The sequence below is a fragment of the Kingella bonacorsii genome, from assembly GCF_016623605.1.
Classification (GTDB): domain Bacteria; phylum Pseudomonadota; class Gammaproteobacteria; order Burkholderiales; family Neisseriaceae; genus Kingella_B; species Kingella_B oralis.
Map to the genome: position 1 here is coordinate 475,018 of NZ_JAEHNZ010000001.1, position 19,698 is coordinate 494,715.

A 19,698-nucleotide genomic window follows, 5' to 3' on the forward strand; every position below is an offset into this window, starting at 1 on the left:
TTTGGCGACGAGCCGTCGCCGTTCCATATATTTTATTTCAGGCTGCCTTTTGCTGCGCCAAATCCACCAAGCCTTGCGCCACGCGGTTGATGCTGCCCGCGCCCATGGTGAGCACCACATCGCCGTCTTGCAACACGTTGTGCAATAGGGTTTCGGGCACGGCGTTTACATCGGCGCAGTAGATGGGTTCCAGCTTGCCGTGCACGCGCACGGCGCGGGTAAGCGCGCGGCTGTCGGCGGCGACAATGGGTTCTTCGCCTGCGGCGTAAACGTCGGTTAATACGAGCGCGTCCACGCTGTTGAGAATATTGACAAAATCTTCAAACAAATCGCGGGTGCGGGTGTAGCGATGCGGCTGGAAGGCGAGCACAAGGCGGTTGTTGGGATATGCGCCGCGCGCGGCGGCGAGGGTGGCCTGCATTTCCACGGGGTGATGCCCGTAGTCGTCGATAATCAGGGCTTTGCCGCCTTGCGGCAGCGCGATTTCGCCGTAGCTTTGGAAACGCCGCCCTACCCCACCGAAGGTTGCCAAGCCTTGTTGGATGGCTTCCACGGGGGCTTTGCATTCGAGCGCCACGCCGATGCTGGCGAGTGCGTTGAGCACGTTGTGCCGCCCTGCGCAGTTGAGGGTTACATCAAAGGTTTGTACGCCGTCGGTTTGTTTGACGTTTACGGTGAACTGCATTTGTGCGCCGTGGGTGCGCACGTTGCTTGCCCAGAGGTCGGCGGTTTCGTCGTCGATGGCGTAGGTGGCGAAGGGTTTTTGGATTTTGGGCAGGATGGCGCGCACGTTGGCGCTGTCTAGGCAGAGAAAGGCTTTGCCGTAGAACGGCATGCGGTGCACGAAGTCTATAAACGCTTGACGCAGTTTGTCGGCATCGTGGTTGTAGGTGTCCATGTGGTCTTCGTCGATGTTGGTGATGACGGTGAACACGGGCGACAGATAGAGGAATGACGCGTCGCTTTCGTCGGCTTCGGCAACCATCCATGTGCCTTTGCCGAGCTTGGCGTTGGTGCCTGCGGCGGTGAGTTTGCCGCCGATGATGAAGGTGGGATCCAGCCCTGCGGCGTTTAAAATGGAGGCGGTGAGGCTGGTGGTGGTGGTTTTGCCGTGGGTGCCGGCGATGGCGATGCTTTCGCGAAAGCGCATGATTTCCGCCAGCATCATGGCGCGGGGGATAACGGGAATATGGCGGGCGATGGCAGCTTGAATTTCGGGATTGTCTGGCTTGATGGCGGTGGAGGCGACCACGACTTCCGCGCCGTCGATATGCTCGGCGGTGTGCCCGGGGAACACGCGCACGCCAAGGCTGCTGAGATGGCGCGTGGTGGCGCTTTGCGCTTGGTCTGACCCCGACACGTTAAAGCCTAGATTGTGTAGCACTTCGGCGATGCCGCACATGCCTGAACCGCCGATGCCGACGAAGTGGATATTTTTGACTCTGTTTTTCATGTTGATGGGCTTTCGTGTGGGAGTTTGGGGCGCAAAAAAGGGCGTATTTTAAAGTGTGTTAAGAAATTGTGCTATGCGCTTTGCATATTTTTTCAGGCTGCCTTTGTTTACACGATTAAGGCAGTCTGAAAGTGGGCGTGGCAATGGCTTGTCGCCAAGCGTGTGTTGAATTGGGTGGGGTGGATTGCCAAGATGTCGGCGAGCCGTCGCTCGCTCCATTTTAAATTTCAGGCTGCCTTTGTTCGCACGATTAGGCAGCCTGAAAAACAATCTATTCAGCAAAAATCATTGGGTAAAACGCCAAGCGATTTTGCTTTTTCAGGCTGCCTCAAATTGGGCGAGCCATTCAAGGATGATTTCGCGGTTGGACGGCGAGAACACTTTGTCGGCGGCTTCCCGCGCGGGCAGCCATGCGTAGGCGGAATGTTCGCTTAATATGGGCGCGCTGCCTGCGGGGATTTGGGCGGAGAACCAATGCTCGGTGTTGCGGGTGATGCCTGCGGGATAGCGGTAGCGCCAATGGGGATAGATTTCGTATTCTACGCTGCGATGCCAGTCGCGCAGTTGGTTCGGATGCAGCCTGAAACCTGTTTCTTCGGCGACTTCGCGCAAGGCAGCCTGAAACGGGGGTTCGTTGGGCGTGTTCAGGCTGCCTGTGATGGATTGCCAAAAGCCGTCGGGGTTGAGGCGGTTAAACAGAAGTACGTTGCCTGCGTTGTCGTGCAGCAGGATAAGCACGGAGATGGGGATTTTTTTGGACATGGTTGCATTGATGGTGTGTGATGGGTTGCGGCAGCCTGAAACGCGGGTATGGTTTTCAGGCTGCCCTTGTTAGTTAAAACCTGCCGCTTAAAACCGCCGTTTGAGTTTGCAGGCTTCAACGATTTCTACGGCAAGCTCTTCCACCGATTTATGCGTGGTGTTGGCAAACGGGATGGCGTGGCGGCGGTAAATAGCTTGCGCGTCGGCGATTTCCTGCTTGCAGGTGTTGGGGTGGGAATAGGTGGAATTGGGGCGGCGTTCTTGGCGGATGTGATGCAGGCGGCTGGGTTCTATGGTGAGCCCGAATAGTTTGCTGCGATAGGGTTTGACCATGCGCGGCAAATCGTCGCTGTCCAAATCGTCTGGCGTGAGCGGATAGTTGGCGGCGCGGATGCCGTATTGCAGGGCGAGATACAGGCAGGTGGGGGTTTTGCCGCTGCGCGATACGCCCAGCAGAATCACATCGGCTTCTTGCAGCTCGCGGTCGGACACGCCGTCGTCGTGGTTTAGGGCGAAATTGACGGCTTCCATGCGGGCATCGTAGCGGACTACGTCGTCGGCGCGGCTGCGCACGGTGTGGCGGGCGGGTTTGTCTAGCTCTTGTTCTAGCTGCCCCAAAAAAGCATCAAAAAAGCTGAAATGGGCAGCGGTGGCGGTTTTGACGATGGCGCGGATTTCGTTGTTGACCACGCTGGAAAACACCAGCGGATGAATGTTCTCGCGCTCGGCGGTGGCGTTGATTTGCGCAACAAGGGCGTGGGCTTTTTCGGGGCTGTCAATAAAGGGATGGGTGCTGCGCTTGAACGCAAGTTCGCTAAATTGTTCCAGCAGGGCGTTGCCCATGTTTTCGGAAGTGAGACCTGTGCGGTCGGAAACGAAGAAGACGGAGCGGGGGGCGGGCATGGCGATTTCCTTTGTGGACTGTGGACGGGATAAACGGATGCGGCTAATGCGCGGGATAGGCGAATTATAGTTTGAATGAGCGTTTGAGGCAGCCTGAAAACGAACGAAGTGAGTTTCGGCGAAGCCAAAACGAGTTTACAGGTTTCGGCGCAGCCAAAACGAGTTTATAGGTTTCGGCGAAGCCAAAACGAGTGTACAGGCTTTTGCGAAGACAAAACGAGTTTGCAGGTTTTGAAATTGAACGGCGTTTCAGCCTGCCTCTGCCTGTTGCAGCCGAATGCTGCGGTCAAACAGCGCCTTCACGCCGCTTTGGTGGCTGATGCCGACCACCAGCGTGTCGGGCAGCGCGGTTTTCAGCATCCGCATCAGGGCCAGCGAGGCTTGGTCGTCGAGCTGGTTGGTGGCTTCGTCGAGAAACAGGATGGACGGGCGGGCGGCGAGGGCGTGGGCGAGGCTGAGGCGCTGCTGTTCGCCGCCGGAGAGGCGGCTGTGCCATTCGGACGCTTCGTCCAAACGGTTTTTCAGGCTGCCTAAGCCGACCTGTTGCAAAATGTCGCGCAAAACGCTGTCGGCAAGGCGGCAAGGGTACGGATAGCTGACGGTATTGCGCAGGCTGCCGTAGGGCAGGTAGGGGCGTTGCGGCAGGAACAGGCGGCTGCCTTCGATGCGGTACTGCCCGCCGTAATACGGCCACAAGCCGGCGAGCACGCGCAGGAGCGTGGACTTGCCGATGCCGCTTTTGCCTTCGAGCAGCAGCCATTCGGGCGCGGCGGCGGTGAGGCTGACGGGGCGCAGCATGGTGCGTCCTGCGGGGGTGTGGACGGTGGTTTGGGCGAGGATAAGGGCGGGGCGGGGTTCGGGCGGCTGCGGCTCGGCAGGTTGCCCCCACCCCAGCCCTCCCCCGCAAGCGGAAGAGGGGGCGGACGGGCTGTTGGGATGGGCGTTTTCAGGCTGCCTTGCGGTTTCCGGCGGCGTAGGTCGGATACTTGTATCCGACGTTTCTTGCGCGGCGGGGATTTTGTCGGATTCGGGCATCCGGCCTGCGGCGTTTTCAGACTGCCTGTCCGCCCTGTCTAAGGCAGCCTGAAAGCCGCCCAGGCGTTCCACCACCGCCGCCCATTCGACGAGGCGGCGGTAGGAATCGGTGAACCAGCCGAAGCTGTCCTGCACGCGGGCGAACGAGGTGCGCGTCTGCATCATGTCGCCGAAGGTGAGCGTTTTGGCGAGGTACATCGGCAGGGTGGCGATGATGGGGATGAAAATGCTGATGCGCACATACGCCGCCCAAAAGGTTTCTTGGCGGAATTCGCAGTTGGTGAGCCTGCGCCAGTTGTCGAGAATGCGGCGGTAGCGCTGTTGCAGGCGGTCTTGTTCGGCATCCGCGCCCTGATAAAACGCTACCTGCTCGGCATGGTCGCGCACGCGCAGCAGGGCGGCGCGGTAGTCGGCTTCGCGGTGCTGGCGGTCGATGTTGAGGTCTTTGAGTCTGCGCCCGACCAGATGGGCAAGCAGCGTGCTGGCGGCAGAATACGCCAGCGCCACCCACACCAGATAGCCGCGCACGGTAAAGCTATGCCCCCAAAGCGTGAAATGCTGCACGCCCGACAAGCCCCACAGCACGCCGACAAATGCGCTGAATTTGGCGATGTTGTTGATAAACGAACGAAACAGCACGATGCTTTTGTCGGCAAGCTGGTAGATGTCGTCGGCGATGCGCTGGTCGGGGTTGTCGGGCTCGCCCGTGAGTTGCAGGCGGTAGTGTTTGTGGCCGCCGAGCCAGTTTTGCTGGAAGCGTTCGGTCAGATGGGTGCGCCAGCGGAAAACCAGCCGTTTTTGCAGCCAGTCGCCGCAGACGATGCAGCCGATAATCAAGGCCATGTAGCCGCAGTATTCGACGATGAGCGCGGGCATGGCTTTGCCGTCGAACGCGGCGAGCGCGTCGTAAAAACGTTTGTCCCACGCGGCGATTTTCACGCTCATGAAAATGGAAAACAGGGTGAAGCCGATCAGGGCGGCCAGCAGCAGCCACTCGCGCCATTGGGTCTTGCCACCCCAAAACGGGCGGGCGAGGTGGAGGAATTGTTTGAGTAATGCCATTTTTTCCTTTCGGTAGGCTGAAATCATCTATATCTCTATATCGTCATTTCCGCCTGTACAGGAATGACGATGTTTGGGCGGATTTAGCGGTTGCCAAATCTTTCTGACACACCAAAGGCAGCCTGAAAAGCGTTTTCAGGCTGCCTTATCGGGTTTAAATCAAACCACCTTACATTTTCCATTTAAAACCAAGCAGCACGTTGCGCGGTTCGCCGTAGAAATTGCCGCTATTAAAGCTGCGGCTGTATTGGTTGGCATAGTAGCGTTTATCGGTGAGGTTGTTCACAGCAAGGCTCAACTGTATCTGCTTGGTGGGGCGGTATTGCAGATTGGCGTTCCACACGGTGTAGCCGCCTTGGCGGATGGTGCCACCGCTGGTGCTGGATTTGCTGCTGCTGTTGATGCCGAGACCAACTGTCCATTTGTCGCTGTCAAAGGGCAGCGTGTAGCTGGTGTAAAGGCGGAACATATGCTTGGGCGTGTGGCTGCTGAAATTGTAGCCCGCCTGCCTGCTGGCGATGTTTTCCTGAATGGTGTTGCGGTTGGTGCTGCGATTGAAGGTGTAGCCAGCAAAGATGTTCCAGCGGTCGGTGATGCTGCCTGAAATTTCAGCTTCCACACCTTTGCTGCGCTGGTCAAGCGAAGTCCAATAGGCTTGGCGACCGCTGCCTGCGGGCGGGTTGACGCGCTGGTTGTTGTTGTCTTTGTCGGTGAGGTAGGCGGCGAGTGATGTGTTCAGGCGGCCTCCGTTCCATGTGCCTTTCCAGCCGATTTCGTAGTTTTTGCCCATAATCGGCGGCAGCAGGCTGTCGTCAGCGCGGCGGTTCATGGTTTGTTTGAAAATGGAGGTGTAGGCGGCATACAGGCTTTGGTTAGGTGTCAGGTCAAACGTGATGCCTGCGTAGGGCACAAAGCGGTTGCGTTTGAGCTCCTGCGTGGTGGCGGGAGTGCGGTCTTTGAGGTTTCTGTCCCAGTCAAGGGCGCGATACCAGCGGGTATAACGACCGCCTACAATAATGTGCAGATTGTCTAGCGGGTTGATACGGAAACCTGCGCCGAAAGAATGGGTTTTGTAACGGCCTTCGCCGCCGCGTGCGCTGTTTCCCGCTGCGTCCCAATCGGGTTTGGCGATTTCGCTGCCGTTGAATGTGTTTACATTAAATTTGCGGCGATCGCTTGCAGGCCAGCGGTTAAGCGAGGTGTCTTTTTCTTGCGCGAAAGTGTGGGCGAAAAAGATGTCGTGGCTGCGACCAAAGGCTTGGAAGCGACCAGTAAGGTTGTTTTGAAAGGTGAACAGACGGCTGCTGCTGTCGTAGCGGTCAAAGCTGTTGTTCCCAGCAAGGTTGTCTGCGCCGATGCCACGGTTGCCGCCGCCCAGCGTGTAATACTCTTTATAACCGCGTGTTTTGCGCCAGTCTAGTTTGCTGTCCAGTTTCCAGTTGTCGTTGAAATAGTGTTCGTATTCGGCAAACAGCGTGTCTTTTTTCTGACGTTCGGTGTTCCAATCTGCGCCCAAATAGCGTTTGCGCTCAAAGCCACTGCCATCGGCAAACAGCGGCAGGCCGTCGGGGTCGGGGCGGCTCATCTGGTCAAGGTGGCTTGCGCTCAATGTGAGTTTGCCGGTGTCGCCGATGTCTTTTTCAAGAATGCCGTACAGCATATAGTCGCGGCCGTGCGAGCCTTCTTGGAAGGTTTTGTTGCGCGTTATTGAGCCAACAAAACGTCCGCGCAGGCCGTTTTCTGGTGAGAGCGTGCCCGAAGCATCAAACACGCCGTTGATTTTGCCGAAGCGGTCCGCCAAAAGGTCGGCGGAAATCTGTGTTTGCGCGGTCGGTTTTTTACGCACGAGATTGACCGTGCCGCCCGGCTCGTTGTTCGCCTGCGTTAGCCCCGCCGCGCCGCGCACAATTTCCACGCGGTCATACATCGCCAAGTCGGTGGCGGTGGTCGGGTCGCCTGATGGGCCGCCAAGACCAAAGCCACCGGGCGAGCCAGTTTGCGCAGCAATGCCATCTTCTTCAATCTGCTCAATAAAATAGCCGCGCGACATAAAGTGCGTGCGGCCTCCCGATTGGAATACATTGATGCCTGTGGCGGTTTTCAGCGCATCTTCAAGGCGCGTGATGCCTTGGTCTTCAAGCTGCTTTTTGGTGAGCACGGTTACCGATTGCGGCACTTCGCGCGGCGAAAGCACCAAGCCTGTGGTGGAGCGCAACGCGCCCACGCCGTAGCTGTTGCGGTTTTCCGTTTTCAGACTGCGGTTTTTGGCGGTTACGGTAATGTTTTCCAATTCGGTTGCGGTGTTGCCATCTTCGGCAAAGGCGGCAGCGGGCAGCGCAGCAAGGCAAAGCGCGAGCGTGCGGATTTTGTGGCGGTGTTTTGGATTCATTGGGATTTCCTTTGTAGAGAAATATTTTGCAAGCACAAAACAGCATGGGCGGTTTTGCGTTGCCCTGTTTGCTTGGCTGCGTTAGATTGCGTGTTTGTTTTTGGGGAAAATGGACGGCAGACGGCAAATTAAAGCCATCATGCTGAAATATAATTATTTTTCAAACCGTTTTCCCGTGATTTTTCTTGTGCGGCCCGGCAGCGGGCGCAAGCATAACGTAAAAAAACGCAAAGTTATATAAAAATGATTCATGCGGCGCAGGTTGTTTGATGCAAATCAATGAAATTTGAACGCGGTTATTGATGGGCTGCGGCAGCCTGAAAACGGGCGGCTCGGCTTGGGCTTGGCTGGTTTGGGCTTTGTTGGAGCATTCGGTTTTCAGGCTGCCTTTCGTTTTATTTAACGTTTCAATCGTCTGAATAAGCGTTTGAGGCAGCCTGAAAACCCGTTTTGCCCGTTTTCAGGCTGCCTTTTGTCCAAGCAAAACAGCACGCCTTGGGTGGTAAACGCAAACACAATCCGCCCGGCGGCGATGTCGTCCAGCAAGCCTTGCGCCAGCGCGCGGATTTGGGCTTGCTTTTGGGGCGGAAGCGGCGTGCGGTAGCCATCGGCAAACCAGTCTTGCAGCTCGTTCGTCAAATCGTAGAGAAAGGGGAAATGCTGCGTGTAATCCAGCAGGTTTTCAAACGCCAAAGTATCGTCGGGCTGAGCCGCCAGCCGCCGCAAATATCGGAGCGTTTCCCGCGCGGGCTTGCCGTCTTCAAAGCGTTGGTAGGCTTGGCTGTCGCGCTGCACATAAGCGCCCACCAGCTTTTCAATCTCGTGCAACGCCCATTTGTCGGCAAAATCCAGCGCAATCAAATCCAGATACACATCATCGGGCAGCAGGGCTTCCAGCTCGGCATCGTGCGCGTAAATCCATTGTTCCAACTCGGCGGGCAGCGCTTCGCCGGCAAACGCGCGCCAGAACATTTCGCAGGTGTCGATTGGTAAAACAATCATGGGTTACTCCGTTAGCCAAAAGGCAGCCTGAAACGCGGTCAATCCGTTTTCAGGCTGCCTCTGATGGTTGACAGCAAATCAGTTTTTCATACTCTGCACAGGCGCTGGGATGCGCCCGCCGCGGTTCACAAACGCTTCGCAGCTGCCTGCTTTGGTCGGCATAATCGGCGCGTAGCCCAAGAGCCCGCCGAACTCCACGCTTTCGCCCACGCCTTTGCCGCGCACGGGAATAATTCGCACGGCGGTGGTTTTGCTGTTAATCATGCCGATGGCGGCTTCGTCGGCGATGATACCCGCGATGGTGCTGGCGGGGGTGTCGCCCGCCACGGCAACCATGTCCAAGCCCACGGAGCACACGGCGGTCATCGCTTCCAGCTTGTCCAGCGTGAGCACGCCGCTTTCGGCGGCGGCAATCATGCCTTCGTCTTCCGACACGGGGATAAACGCGCCACTTAGCCCGCCCACGGCGCTGGAAGCCATCATGCCGCCTTTTTTCACCGCGTCGTTTAAGAGCGCGAGCGCGGCGGTGGTACCGTGCGTGCCGCACACGGATAAGCCCATGCTTTCCAAAATCCGCGCCACGCTGTCGCCCATGGCAGGAGTCGGCGCGAGCGACAAATCCAAAATGCCGAACGGAATGCCGAGCATTTTCGCCGCTTCCTGCCCAATCAGCTCACCCACGCGGGTAATTTTGAACGCGGTTTTTTTCACGATTTCGGCGATTTCGGTGAGATTTTGGCTGTCGCAGTCTTTTAAGGCAGCCTGAACCACGCCCGGCCCCGACACACCCACGTTAATCACCGCGTCTGCCTCGCCCACGCCGTGGAACGCGCCCGCCATAAACGGGTTGTCTTCCACCGCGTTGCAAAACACCACAATCTTCGCGCAGCCAAAGCCTTCGGGCGTGATGTTGGCGGTTTGCTTGATGATTTCGCCCGCCAGCTTCACCGCGTCCATATTGATGCCCGCGCGGGTGGAGCCGATGTTGATGGAGCTGCACACAATATCGGTGGTTCGCATCGCTTCGGGAATGGAGCGGATCAGCGTTTCATCGGCGGGCGATATGCCTTTTTGCACCAGCGCGGAAAAGCCGCCGATAAACGACACGCCAATGGCTTTTGCCGCGCGATCCAGCGTTTGCGCGATGCTCACATAGCTATCCGCGCCTGTGGCGGCGGCGATTTGCGCAATGGGCGTTACCGAGATGCGCTGGTTCACAATCGGCACGCCGTATTTGGCGGAAAGATGCTGCGCGGTGGCGACTAAGTCTTTGCCGATGCGGGTGATTTTGTTGTAGATGTTTTGGTTGAGCGTGTTGATGTCGGGCGAGATACAGTCGTGCAGGTCGATGCCGATGGTGATGGTACGCACGTCGAAGTTTTGGTCGGACACCATGCGGATGGTTTCTAGGATTTCGGTGGATTGTAGGGTGTTCATAGGAGTTTCCGTGAAAGAGGCAGCCTGAAAGCCGTTGCTACGCCGTTTCAGGCTGCCTTTGGCTGGGATAAAACAAAGATGGCGGCAAGGCAGCCTGAAAGTGGGTTTCGCCGTTTCAGGCTGCCGCAATAATCAGGGATTGACGCGATGCACTTTAAACGTGCCTTTTTCAATCGCTTCCAACAGCACGCGGGCGCGCTCGTCTTGCGGGTGATTTTTCTGATGGGTTTGCAAATGTTTCACCGCTTCGGCTTGCTTGCCTTTCATCAGATACGCCATGCCCAGCGGCAAATGGGCGTTGCCGTCGCCACCTTTAACCGCCTGCTGCAACAGCGGCATGGCGCGGTCTATGCGGTTGCTGCCCACCAAAAACGCACCGTATTCGCCTTGGGCGCGGGCTTTTTCTTTGGGCTTGCCGCTCAAGAGCTTAATCATTTCTTCAAAATAGCGGTCGGCTTGGGCGGCGGCGTTGGGCATGTCCATGTTGTGCGCCATCGCGTTGAGCCGCGCGAGGCGGTAGAGCACGTTGATGTATTTTTCAGGCTGCTGCGGGGTAACGGCTTTCACTTTGATGATGCCTGCAAACAGGCGGTTGAGCTGTGCGGCTTCGGCTTGGGCGCGCTGCCGGTCGGCATCGTTGTCAAAGCGCGGTGGGTAGTTGCCCGCGTGGTCATACAAATCGCTCATCACTTTGTCGGCAAGCGGCATGTCAATATGGTCGGGCCGGACGATGCTCATGATGTCGTGCGGCGGATAGGGCGCGGCTTGGGCGGTTGGGCTGGCGATTGTGCCCAACGCGGCGAACAAGGCGGCAAACAGGCGTTTTTTCATTTTCAGGCTGCCTTTGGGGAAAGATGGGGTTGCAATAAGGCAGCCTAAAAACAGGTTGCCGTTTCAGGCTGCCCGATGGCTCAAATGCGGTGCATGGCGTGAAAAATCTCTTCGTTTTGAATGCGGATTTCCAGCGATAATTTTTTGCCCTCCGCGGCAAACAGCTCCGCCAGCTGCGGCGGCGTTTTGCTGCATTGGCGGGTGTCCACCAGAATAATCATGGTGAAAAATTCACCCATCAGCTGCTGGCTGATATTCACAATATTGATTTGATTTTCCGCGAGCAGCTTGGATACGTTGTACACGATGCCCACGCGGTCTTTGCCAATCACGCTGATAATGGATTGCGACATGATGCGCCTTTCAATGCGATGTTTACAGAAAGGCGCATTGTAGCCCAAACGCTGTTTTCAGGCAGCCTGAAACGCATCATTGCTTGCCGCTCCATTTCAGGCTGCCTAAAATCACAGCTTTTTATTTACCCGCACAACAACCATGCTCCCCATCCACGCCCACATCGCCGAACAAATGGACAGCCGCCTCTTGCTGCTGCGCCGCCAGCCCCAAACTATCCTGCTCCACGGCGCAGACCGCGACGCCAGCCGCCGCCTGCTCGCCCAACGCCATCCGCAAGCCGCATTCAGCGAATACGACCACCGCCCCCAATGGCTCGCCCAAGCCGCGCAAGCCCGCCGCGCCCAAAGCGGCTGGCTCGGCAAACTCGCAGGCAAAGGGCAAATCCCGCAAACCCAGCTTTCGCCCACTTTCAGGCTGCCTGAAAACAGCGCAGAAATGCTGTGGAGCAACCTGATGCTGCACCACGCCAACAACATCGGCGACACCCTCGCCAACTGGTCGCAAGCCCTGCACGACAACGGGCTACTCTTTTTCAGCCACCTCGGCGACCAAAGCCTGCCCGAAATCCGCCACCTCCTGCGCCAGCACAACATCCCCTACTCCGCCCCCACGCTGGTTGATATGCACGACCTCGGCGACGCCCTGCTGGAACACCAATTCTACGACCCCATCGTGGACACCATCAGCCTTACACTAACTTACCAAAGCCCCGCCGCCCTGCTGCAAGACATCGCCGAACTCGGCATCTGGCAAGCCCTGCGCCCCAGCGACGAAGCCGCCGCGCAAAACCTTGTGCAACAAGCATGGCAACAAGGCAGCCTGAAAACGCTCACGCTGGAAATCATCCAAGGGCACGCGCTGCGCAAAACTCTGTTGCCCGAAAATACGCATTTGGTGCAGTTTTTGCCGCGCAAGCAGTAGGCATAAAAAATGAAAAAATTTGAAGATAAAACCGCAATTATTAAAATAATAGATGGCGAAATAACCCTTATCAGAAAGAAAAACAGATTACTGATGCTGATACCTTATGGCTTTGTGCTCATGCTTATTTTGATAGTTTTGCACTTATTTATATCAATGCACATGCCGTTTTGGATAGGTTGGTGGCAATCAAAAGATAAAAATAATTTGCAACAAGGTTGTTTGTATTATCAGCATAACAGTCGTTGGGGCAAAGTATATAAATTAGTTTATAAAGATAAAAGCGGTAATCAGCATTCAATAGTGAATAATTCGCGGTCATTATTTCCCCTTAGCTTTCCATCGGGTAAGAAATATTATTCATTGGAACGTGAATATTTAAATAATCATCATGATTACTGCAATAAAGTAGTATTTGTTCATGCTCATACAAAAACAAATATCTTTGGATATTATGTGGACAGTTATTTTGTTTATGATTTTCTTGACTAGCACGCCAATAAACCCCCAGCAGCCTGAACCGCGTTTTCAGGCTGCTTTTTGCTACAATACGCGCCACTTTTAACAATTAACAATTTTCAGGCTGCCTTAATCCCGCCCGCCCTTAAAACCACATCATGCGCCACACCCTACTCCTACTCGCCCCGCTGATTACCGCCTGCCAAACGCTCCCCGACCTATCCCAGCGCGAGCCCTCCATCTACATCCCCACCGTCCACAGCCCCCAGCTAGAACACGCCCTCAACCTGCCACCCAACAGCGACCCCGCCCCTAACCCCGCCGCCCCACCGCCTGATACCCAGCCCAAACCACAAACCGAGCCCATCTTCAACGCCCACACCCACATCATCGACCAAGCCAACCAAGCCTACACCCTGCGCGCCAGCCTGATTGACCACGCCAGCGTGTCCATCGACGCGCAATACTACATTTGGCACAACGACGCCACAGGCAAGCAACTCTTGCACAAGCTGCAACAAGCCGCCGAACGCGGCGTGCGCGTGCGCCTGCTGCTGGATGACAACAACACCAACGGCATGGACAACATCCTCACCGCGCTCAACGCCCATCCCAACATCCAAATCCGCCTGTTCAACCCCTTTCTCATCCGCAAATGGCGCGCGCTGGGCTATCTTGCCGATTTCCCCCGCGTAAACCGCCGTATGCACAACAAAACCCTCATCGCCGACAACCGCGCCAGCATCATCGGCGGGCGCAACATCGGCGACGAATACCTCACCGACAGCGCACAAAAAACCACCTTCGCCGACATGGACGTTTTAGTGAGCGGCAGCATCGTAACCCGCATTTCGCAAGAATTTGACCGCTATTGGCGCAGCGACTCCGCCTATCCGATAGAAACCATCATCAAGCCCACCGCCCGCCGCATCGCCCAAGGCAACGCCCAGCTCAACGCCCCCGCGCCAGAGCCCGCCCCCGAATCCCCCCTCCAAGGCAGCCTGAAATACTACCCCAGCCAAATCCAACTGGTGAGCGACGACCCCGCCAAAGCCCTAGACCGCAAAGTGCGCGTCAACGTGTGGCACGAAATCCAAAAAGCCCTCGGCACGCCCCAGCGCGAACTCTATCTCGTCAGCCCCTATTTCGTGCCCACGCGCACAGGCGCAGACATCATGCAAACCATCACCCAATCGGGCATCCACACCACCATCCTCACCAACTCCCTCGCCGCCACCGACGTTGCCCCCGTGCATTCAGGCTATATGCGCTACCGCAAACCCCTGCTGCGCGCAGGCGTAGAACTCTACGAACTCAAAGCCGAAAGCAACGACAAAAAACGCAAACTCAAAGACCGCGGGCTAACCGGCAATTCCAGCACCAGCCTACACGCCAAAACCTTTATCGTGGATCAACAGCGCGTGTTTGTTGGCTCGTTTAACCTAGACCCCCGCAGCGCACGGCTCAACACCGAAATGGGCGTGGTCATCCAAAGCCCCGAGCTCGCCCAAACCCTGCAACAACAGCTACACCAACAAGCCCAGCACGAAGCCTACCGCGTAACCCTAAGCCACAACGGCAAAGTGCAATGGCAAGACCCCGACCACCCCGAGCAACCACCCGCCACCACCGAACCACAAGCCAGCCTATTTAAACTCGCTCTGAGCAAATTTTTATCATGGCTACCGATTGAGCGGCTGTTGTGATGCGGTTTTTGGATTTCAGGCTGCCTTAGCTGTCGCCATAATAGGCAGCCTGAAACCTTGGCAAAACCCCAACGGCAGCCTGAAACGCAACAACTGCCGTCATTCTCGCGCAGGCGGGAATGAAAGATATATTGGAGTGGGGGCAGAAAGCCGCTGCAAAAGGGTATTACAAATACACAAATCAAGGAGAAGACCGATACAGCGAATATTTTAATGGTATTAAATTTAGAGTTTATGTAGATAAAAACACAGGAGTAGTTAGAAATGTTCATCCAGAATGAAGATTTACCATCATACAATCCAACAAAATCAGACACATTTAGTTTTTTTTATTCGGTAAACCATTTTATGGATAATCCAGATAGAACCATTAAGCAATGTTTTAGCATTTTTTACAATGATGGTGTATTTTTAAAAGCGATTTACTATATTCTAGCAAAACATGATACATTTTATGTAGAGGGGACTTATTGTTTCTATCCTGATTTTAATAGTCCAGATCCTAGTGATCACTTTCTAGGTATCCAATTTGTCGTTGGCTTTGATGATCCAGAATGGATGGTTTATGTTCCAGAAAAAGTTTGTTTTGCTTACGCCAAGAAAGCCTGCGAGCGGTTTTTAGAACTCCATCCTGAGCAAAAATACCGCGATTTCTTAAATCAGATTTTAGATAATTGGCAACCGATTGGGGTAGATGAGTTTCCAGCTGAATATAAACCTCTTGAATGATGTTACCCCATTTAGGCAGCCTGAAAACTCTCAATTTAGGCTTTTCAGGCTGCCTATTGTGATTTTTTGAAAAATTTAAGGTTTATGTAGATAAAAACACAGGAGTGATAAATAATGTGCATCCAGAATAAAGATATTCCTCTTTATAATCCAATAGAACCTGATAATTTTGGCTTTTTTTATCCAAATACGGATGACATGGATAATCCAGAAAGAACAATTAAATATTGTTTTAGTGTTTTTTATCATGATGGTCTATTTTTAGAGGCAATTCATTGTATTTTGGCAGAATATGATACCTTTTGCATAGAGGGAACTTATTGTTTTTACCCAGATTTTAATAGCCCAGATCCTAGAGATCACTTCTTAGGCATTGAATTTGTATGGGGATTTGACTTACCCGATTGGGTAGTTCGTGTTCCAGAGAGTGTTTGTTTTGCTTACGCCAAGCAAGCCTGTGAGCATTTTCTAGAACTCCACCCCGAGCAAAAATACCGCGATTTCTTAAATCAGATTTTAGATAATTGGCAACCGATTGGGGTAGATGAGTTTCCAGCTGAATATAAACCTCTTGAATGATGTTACCCCATTTAGGCAGCCTGAAAACTCTCAATTTAGGCTTTTCAGGCTGCCTATGGTGATTTTTTGAGAAATTTAGACCAATCCCGATTCCGCACTCTCAACACATCTTTCTTATCATCATAAGTCAGTCTGTAATCGGGCAAATCATTGCTGGCAACCATTGAGCGAACAGCACGGCGAAACTCTCGTAGCGTAGCCATGCTGCCCGATTTTTTATGTAGCAATTCAAGAGAAATAGACCATTCTTTTTGTTTCCCGCAATGTTTAGCACATAGCTCAGCCCGAAAATCTTACCCAACTGCCATCCGCGCATGAAGCATTGGCAGCACGACAACATCTTGGCAACGCAGCCGCACCGCCTATTTAATCCCCCGCCCATTTATTTTCAGGCTGCCTCAATCGCCCCCACCACAGGCAGCCTGAAATGGTAATAGAGCGTCAGCAGTGCCAACATCACGGCAACCAACGCACAGCCCATTCAAGCAACCATCTGGCGGCGAGCCATCGCCGCTCCATTTTAGATTTCAGGCTGCCCCAACCACCCCTTATAATAGGCAGCCTTGCCCCTTTGTCCAAATCTTTGATTTGGGTATAAGTGAGCATCTAAATCTTTGATTTAGCCATGCGAACTTATGCAAAGCCAAAGGGGTATACCGCAGCGCAACGCGCAAGGTTGAAAACACCTTCCCCCTTTAACCCCCACGCCCCCCACGCCAAAGGAGCACCCCATGACCACCTACCTTATCACCGGCGCAAACGGACAAGTCGGCAGCCAGCTCGTGCGCCAACTGCAAGCCCGGCCCGACGCCACCGTCATCGCCGCCGACCGCGACACGCTGGACATCACCGACCGCGCCGCCGTGTTTCAGGCTGCCCAAACCCACCGCCCCCACATCATCATCAACGCCGCCGCCCACACCGCCGTGGATAAAGCCGAAAGCGAAGCCGAACTCGCCCGCGCCATCAACGTAAACGGCACGCGCCACCTCGCCGAAGCCGCCCAAACCGTCGGCGCAGCGTTTTTGCACATCTCCACCGACTATGTGTTTGACGGCAAAGGCGAAGCCCCCTACCGCGAAACCGACCCCACCGCCGCGCAAAGCGTGTACGGGCAAACCAAATTAGACGGCGAAACCGCCGCGCTCGCCGCCTGCCCGCGCACCATCGTCTTGCGCACTGCATGGGTGTTTGGCGAACACGGTAACAATTTCGTGAAAACCATGCTGCGGCTCGGACGCGAACGCGACACGCTCGGCATCGTTGCCGACCAATTCGGCGCGCCCACCTACGCAGGCGACATCGCCGCCGCGCTCATCCAAATCGCCCGACACATCGCCGCAGGGCAGCCCGTCGAATACGGCGTGTACCACTTTTCAGGCAGCCCCTACACCAGCTGGCACGGCTTTGCCGGCGAAATCTTCCGCCGCGCCGCCGAGCAAAACCTGCTGCCGCGCATTCCCACGCTCAACGCCATCGCCACCGCCGACTACCCCACCCCCGCCCGCCGCCCCGCTAACTCGCGCCTCGATTGCAGCAAAATCCAAGCCGCCTTCGGCATCGCCCCCAGCGACTGGCAAGCCGCATTAGGCAGCCTGAAAGACTATGTTTAAGCGGGTTTCAGGCTGCCTTGGTTGCCGTTGTGCAATCAAGCGTTGCCGCCATCGGGCAAACGCCGTCCATCTGATGTAAACAAACGCCGCAGGTCAATAGGACGACCTGCGGCGTTTTTTGGATTGGGGATGGGCAAAGGCAGCCTGAAAAGCTAATAAATGGTGCAGCGATGGCTTGTTACCAAATGGGCGGGTGTGGGTGTGTGAACTGGTTCACGCACTATTTGCTGCGCTTATTGGCAAGTTGCCAGCGAAATATTGGCGAGCCGCCGATGCGCCACTTTCAGGCTGCCTTATCGCCTGCTTACTGCGCCCATTGGTTATAGCGTAGTTTTTGGTCGGCGGTTTGGATGCGCCATTGCTCGTATTGCCAATCTTGCTGCCATGCGCTGCTGTGGTTGCTGTCTAACGGTTTCAGGCTACCTGGGGCGAGCGGGGCGATGCCGTTGGAGCTGAGGATGTAGGCATCGTCGCCGTGGTTGAGCATCAGGGGCAGTTCGTTGGCGCGTGTTTGCCGGTTGGCAAGGCTGCGCCCGAAGGTGTACACGGGCTGCTGGATGCCGAGCCAGTCGGCTAGAGTGGGCAGGATGTCGTATTGGCTGGCGAGTTCGGGATGTTTTTCAGGCTGCCATTGCGGGTGGTACACAATCAGCGGGATGTGGTATTGCTCGCGCACGCTGTCGCTGCGGATGGGTTCGTTGCGGGTGTGGTCGGCCATAAAGATGTAGATGGTGTTGTTGTGCCACGGTTGTTGGGCGGCGTATTGCATGAATTGTGCAACCGACCAATCGCTGTATTGCAGGGTGTTGAGAAAGCCGTTTTCGCCTGTTTCGGCGTGGGGACGGGTGTCAAATTCTTTGCCTGTGCGGGCGTAGGGTTCGTGGGTGGTGCCGCTGAAAAAGAAGGCGAAGAAGGGCTCGGGCTTGCTGCTGATTTGTTTGCCAAAATACATCAGGCTGTCGTAGTCCCAGCCAAAGGGCGGCGGGTCTTGCGGGTAGGCGCGGATAATGGGCACGTCTTCTTTGCCGTAGTATTCTTGAAAGCCGATGGCTTTGGCTACGCCGTCGATGTGGAACGAGCGGCGGTTGGAGGTTTGCAGCATCAGCGTGCGGTAGCCTTGTTTTTGCGCGATTTCGGCGATGCGGCTCATGTTGTTGAGTTCTAGCCCGAAGCCGATGGGCTGGCGGTTGGGCAGGGCGGGCACGGAAGTTAAGCTGGCTTGGATGCCGATAATGCTGCGTTGCCCTGCGGCGTAGAAGTTCGTCCACACTTGGCTTTGGGCGATGAGCGCGTCCATGTGTGGCGTGGCGCGGTAGCCTTTGCCTGCCAGCGCGTCAATGTATTTGTAGCTCCAACTTTCCAGCAGCAGGATGATGACGTTTTTGCGGCTGGGCGGGTTGCTGCTTTGGTAGCGGAAGGGATGGGGATGCTGGGCGGCGATGCGCTGGGCGGTGGCATCATCAAGATAACGCAGCGGGGCGGCTTGGCGGCGGTCGTTTAGGGCTTGCAGGGTAACGAGTATGCCGTTTAGGCTGAGATTGGCTTGGCTTTGCCCGTTGCCGTTAAAGGCATCGATGCTGCCCAGCGGCTTGCCGGTAAGCACCATGCCGCGGGCGAGTAAAACATAGCCCGCCAGCAACACGACGGCGGATGGGATTTGCCGTTTCAGGCTGCTTTTAATCGGCGCGCGGGCGGTGCGAACCACCACGCGCTGCCAAAAACAAGCAAGCGCGGCAAAGGCGGCGAGCGCGGCGAGCGTGTAGCCCACGCGCGAGCCGAGCGCGATGCCGACGATGCTGCCGAGGTCGCCGCCGATGTTGAGCAAATCGCTGCCGATGTGGCGGCTGACTTCGCCGAAATAGGCTAAATCGGCGATGCCCAAGCCGAGCAACACAACCAGCAGCGCAAAGGCAAGCCATGCCGTTGCCACGCGGGCGCGGCGGGTGGGCACAAGCCACCACAGCAGGCAGGGGGCAAGGGCGATAACGGCGAGTTTTAGGTCAAAGCGCGCGCCTGTGAGCAAGGCGGGCAGCAGGTGGGTGTCGGCGAAATAGTGCGGATAGGCGACGCGTAGGGCGAGGCGCAGGGCGGCGAAAACCAGCGCGGCAAGGGCGAGTACGAGCAGGGGGAGTTGCCATAGGGGGCGGGGAGTGTGGGAGTGCATGATGGGGGATGGTGAGAGAGTTGTTGGGGAGGGGTGATTTGGGTTTTCAGGCTGCCTTTGGGGGTAAGTTGAGGCAGCCTGAAAATTTAAAATGGCGTGGCGATGGCTTGTTGCTAAATGGCACGATTTAACAGAGCTTGATGGGTTGGAGCAATGTCGGCGAGCCGCCGACGCTCCATTTTAGGTTTCAGGCTGCCTTTACTGTTTGCGCTGTTGAACCATGCGCGGAGGGTTGGGCTGCGGGGCGTGGGTGTGGCGGCAAGACGCCACGCTTATGGGCAAAGATAAGCGGATGT

16 protein-coding genes and 3 pseudogenes are annotated in these 19,698 nt (G+C 55.8%); 7 read left to right on the forward strand and 12 right to left on the reverse strand.

Annotated features, from left to right (window positions below):
- Nucleotides 1-37 precede the first annotated feature (37 nt).
- The 10 genes and pseudogenes from murC to JDW22_RS02500 form a co-directional block, all read right to left on the reverse strand.
- Nucleotides 38-1,453: a UDP-N-acetylmuramate--L-alanine ligase gene (gene murC, locus JDW22_RS02460; protein WP_200521554.1), complete on the reverse strand. Its 1,416-nt coding sequence runs from the start codon at nt 1,451-1,453 to the stop codon at nt 38-40.
- Between the two features lie 318 nt (nt 1,454-1,771).
- Entirely contained in the window at nt 1,772-2,215 is a 444-nt protein-coding gene (gene nudB, locus JDW22_RS02465) for a dihydroneopterin triphosphate diphosphatase (RefSeq protein ID WP_200521555.1), read from the reverse strand.
- Nucleotides 2,216-2,302: 87 nt separating this feature from the next.
- The gene (ppsR, locus tag JDW22_RS02470) at nt 2,303-3,118 is read right to left on the reverse strand and encodes a posphoenolpyruvate synthetase regulatory kinase/phosphorylase PpsR (protein WP_200521556.1); all 816 of its coding nucleotides are present in this window, start codon (nt 3,116-3,118) and stop codon (nt 2,303-2,305) included.
- A gap of 378 nt (nt 3,119-3,496) precedes the next feature.
- Nucleotides 3,497-4,153: pseudogene (locus tag JDW22_RS14135) on the reverse strand (ATP-binding cassette domain-containing protein); the annotation flags it as partial.
- 99 nt (nt 4,154-4,252) lie between these two features.
- A pseudogene (locus JDW22_RS14140) lies at nt 4,253-5,242 on the reverse strand (ABC transporter ATP-binding protein/permease); the annotation flags it as partial.
- A 142-nt stretch (nt 5,243-5,384) separates the two neighbouring features.
- Nucleotides 5,385-7,604, reverse strand: a complete 2,220-nt coding sequence (locus JDW22_RS02480) for a TonB-dependent siderophore receptor (protein WP_200521558.1) — start codon at nt 7,602-7,604, stop codon at nt 5,385-5,387.
- A gap of 399 nt (nt 7,605-8,003) precedes the next feature.
- Nucleotides 8,004-8,606: a hypothetical protein gene (locus tag JDW22_RS02485; protein WP_200521559.1), complete on the reverse strand. Its 603-nt coding sequence runs from the start codon at nt 8,604-8,606 to the stop codon at nt 8,004-8,006.
- A gap of 78 nt (nt 8,607-8,684) precedes the next feature.
- Nucleotides 8,685-10,043, reverse strand: coding sequence for a PFL family protein (locus tag JDW22_RS02490; RefSeq protein ID WP_200521560.1), 1,359 nt, complete (start codon nt 10,041-10,043; stop codon nt 8,685-8,687).
- 132 nt (nt 10,044-10,175) lie between these two features.
- Entirely contained in the window at nt 10,176-10,874 is a 699-nt protein-coding gene (locus tag JDW22_RS02495) for a tetratricopeptide repeat protein (protein ID WP_200521561.1), read from the reverse strand.
- Between the two features lie 80 nt (nt 10,875-10,954).
- Entirely contained in the window at nt 10,955-11,227 is a 273-nt protein-coding gene (locus JDW22_RS02500; RefSeq protein ID WP_003795097.1) for an ACT domain-containing protein, read from the reverse strand.
- Between the two features lie 142 nt (nt 11,228-11,369).
- Here JDW22_RS02500 and JDW22_RS02505 point away from each other — a divergent pair, with 142 nt between their 5' ends.
- The 6 genes from JDW22_RS02505 (at nt 11,370) to cdiI (JDW22_RS02530) (ending at nt 15,625) form a co-directional block, all read left to right on the forward strand.
- Nucleotides 11,370-12,152, forward strand: a complete 783-nt coding sequence (locus JDW22_RS02505; RefSeq protein WP_200521562.1) for a class I SAM-dependent methyltransferase — start codon at nt 11,370-11,372, stop codon at nt 12,150-12,152.
- Between the two features lie 9 nt (nt 12,153-12,161).
- Nucleotides 12,162-12,644, forward strand: a complete 483-nt coding sequence (locus tag JDW22_RS02510) for a hypothetical protein (protein ID WP_200521563.1) — start codon at nt 12,162-12,164, stop codon at nt 12,642-12,644.
- A gap of 125 nt (nt 12,645-12,769) precedes the next feature.
- The gene (locus tag JDW22_RS02515) at nt 12,770-14,317 is read left to right on the forward strand and encodes a phospholipase D family protein (protein ID WP_200521564.1); all 1,548 of its coding nucleotides are present in this window, start codon (nt 12,770-12,772) and stop codon (nt 14,315-14,317) included.
- Between the two features lie 119 nt (nt 14,318-14,436).
- Nucleotides 14,437-14,598: a hypothetical protein gene (locus JDW22_RS02520; protein WP_200521565.1), complete on the forward strand. Its 162-nt coding sequence runs from the start codon at nt 14,437-14,439 to the stop codon at nt 14,596-14,598.
- Nucleotides 14,582-15,046, forward strand: a complete 465-nt coding sequence (gene cdiI / locus JDW22_RS02525) for a ribonuclease toxin immunity protein CdiI (protein WP_235964677.1) — start codon at nt 14,582-14,584, stop codon at nt 15,044-15,046. Before JDW22_RS02520 ends, cdiI (JDW22_RS02525) begins: the two co-directional genes overlap by 17 nt.
- A gap of 114 nt (nt 15,047-15,160) precedes the next feature.
- Nucleotides 15,161-15,625, forward strand: a complete 465-nt coding sequence (gene cdiI, locus JDW22_RS02530) for a ribonuclease toxin immunity protein CdiI (protein WP_235964678.1) — start codon at nt 15,161-15,163, stop codon at nt 15,623-15,625.
- Between the two features lie 53 nt (nt 15,626-15,678).
- Here the strand turns inward: cdiI (JDW22_RS02530) and JDW22_RS02535 are convergent.
- Nucleotides 15,679-15,894: pseudogene (locus JDW22_RS02535) on the reverse strand (replication initiator protein A); the annotation flags it as partial.
- Between the two features lie 462 nt (nt 15,895-16,356).
- On the opposite strand from JDW22_RS02535, the gene rfbD reads away from it, so the two are divergent.
- On the forward strand, nt 16,357-17,238 hold the full coding sequence (rfbD, locus tag JDW22_RS02540; protein ID WP_200521566.1) for a dTDP-4-dehydrorhamnose reductase: 882 nt from the start codon (nt 16,357-16,359) through the stop codon (nt 17,236-17,238).
- A gap of 304 nt (nt 17,239-17,542) precedes the next feature.
- On the opposite strand, the gene JDW22_RS02545 is transcribed toward rfbD, so the two are convergent.
- Nucleotides 17,543-19,402: an LTA synthase family protein gene (locus tag JDW22_RS02545; protein ID WP_235964681.1), complete on the reverse strand. Its 1,860-nt coding sequence runs from the start codon at nt 19,400-19,402 to the stop codon at nt 17,543-17,545.
- Between the last annotated feature and the right edge of the window lie 296 nt (nt 19,403-19,698).

Excerpts from the sequence above, each read along its gene's own strand:
- JDW22_RS02545 (WP_235964681.1), bottom strand. The coding sequence starts at position 19,402 with ATGCACTCCCACACTCCCCGCCCCCTATGGCAACTCCCCCTGCTCGTA.
- JDW22_RS02485 (WP_200521559.1), bottom strand. The coding sequence starts at position 8,606 with ATGATTGTTTTACCAATCGACACCTGCGAAATGTTCTGGCGCGCGTTT.
- JDW22_RS02495 (WP_200521561.1), bottom strand. The coding sequence starts at position 10,874 with ATGAAAAAACGCCTGTTTGCCGCCTTGTTCGCCGCGTTGGGCACAATC.
- JDW22_RS02520 (WP_200521565.1), top strand. The coding sequence starts at position 14,437 with ATGAAAGATATATTGGAGTGGGGGCAGAAAGCCGCTGCAAAAGGGTAT.
- JDW22_RS02505 (WP_200521562.1), top strand. The coding sequence starts at position 11,370 with ATGCTCCCCATCCACGCCCACATCGCCGAACAAATGGACAGCCGCCTC.
- JDW22_RS02515 (WP_200521564.1), top strand. The coding sequence starts at position 12,770 with ATGCGCCACACCCTACTCCTACTCGCCCCGCTGATTACCGCCTGCCAA.
- nudB (WP_200521555.1), bottom strand. The coding sequence starts at position 2,215 with ATGTCCAAAAAAATCCCCATCTCCGTGCTTATCCTGCTGCACGACAAC.
- JDW22_RS02490 (WP_200521560.1), bottom strand. The coding sequence starts at position 10,043 with ATGAACACCCTACAATCCACCGAAATCCTAGAAACCATCCGCATGGTG.
- rfbD (WP_200521566.1), top strand. The coding sequence starts at position 16,357 with ATGACCACCTACCTTATCACCGGCGCAAACGGACAAGTCGGCAGCCAG.
- JDW22_RS02510 (WP_200521563.1), top strand. The coding sequence starts at position 12,162 with ATGAAAAAATTTGAAGATAAAACCGCAATTATTAAAATAATAGATGGC.
- cdiI (WP_235964677.1), top strand. The coding sequence starts at position 14,582 with ATGTTCATCCAGAATGAAGATTTACCATCATACAATCCAACAAAATCA.
- JDW22_RS02480 (WP_200521558.1), bottom strand. The coding sequence starts at position 7,604 with ATGAATCCAAAACACCGCCACAAAATCCGCACGCTCGCGCTTTGCCTT.
- JDW22_RS02500 (WP_003795097.1), bottom strand. The coding sequence starts at position 11,227 with ATGTCGCAATCCATTATCAGCGTGATTGGCAAAGACCGCGTGGGCATC.
- ppsR (WP_200521556.1), bottom strand. The coding sequence starts at position 3,118 with ATGCCCGCCCCCCGCTCCGTCTTCTTCGTTTCCGACCGCACAGGTCTC.
- cdiI (WP_235964678.1), top strand. The coding sequence starts at position 15,161 with ATGTGCATCCAGAATAAAGATATTCCTCTTTATAATCCAATAGAACCT.
- murC (WP_200521554.1), bottom strand. The coding sequence starts at position 1,453 with ATGAAAAACAGAGTCAAAAATATCCACTTCGTCGGCATCGGCGGTTCA.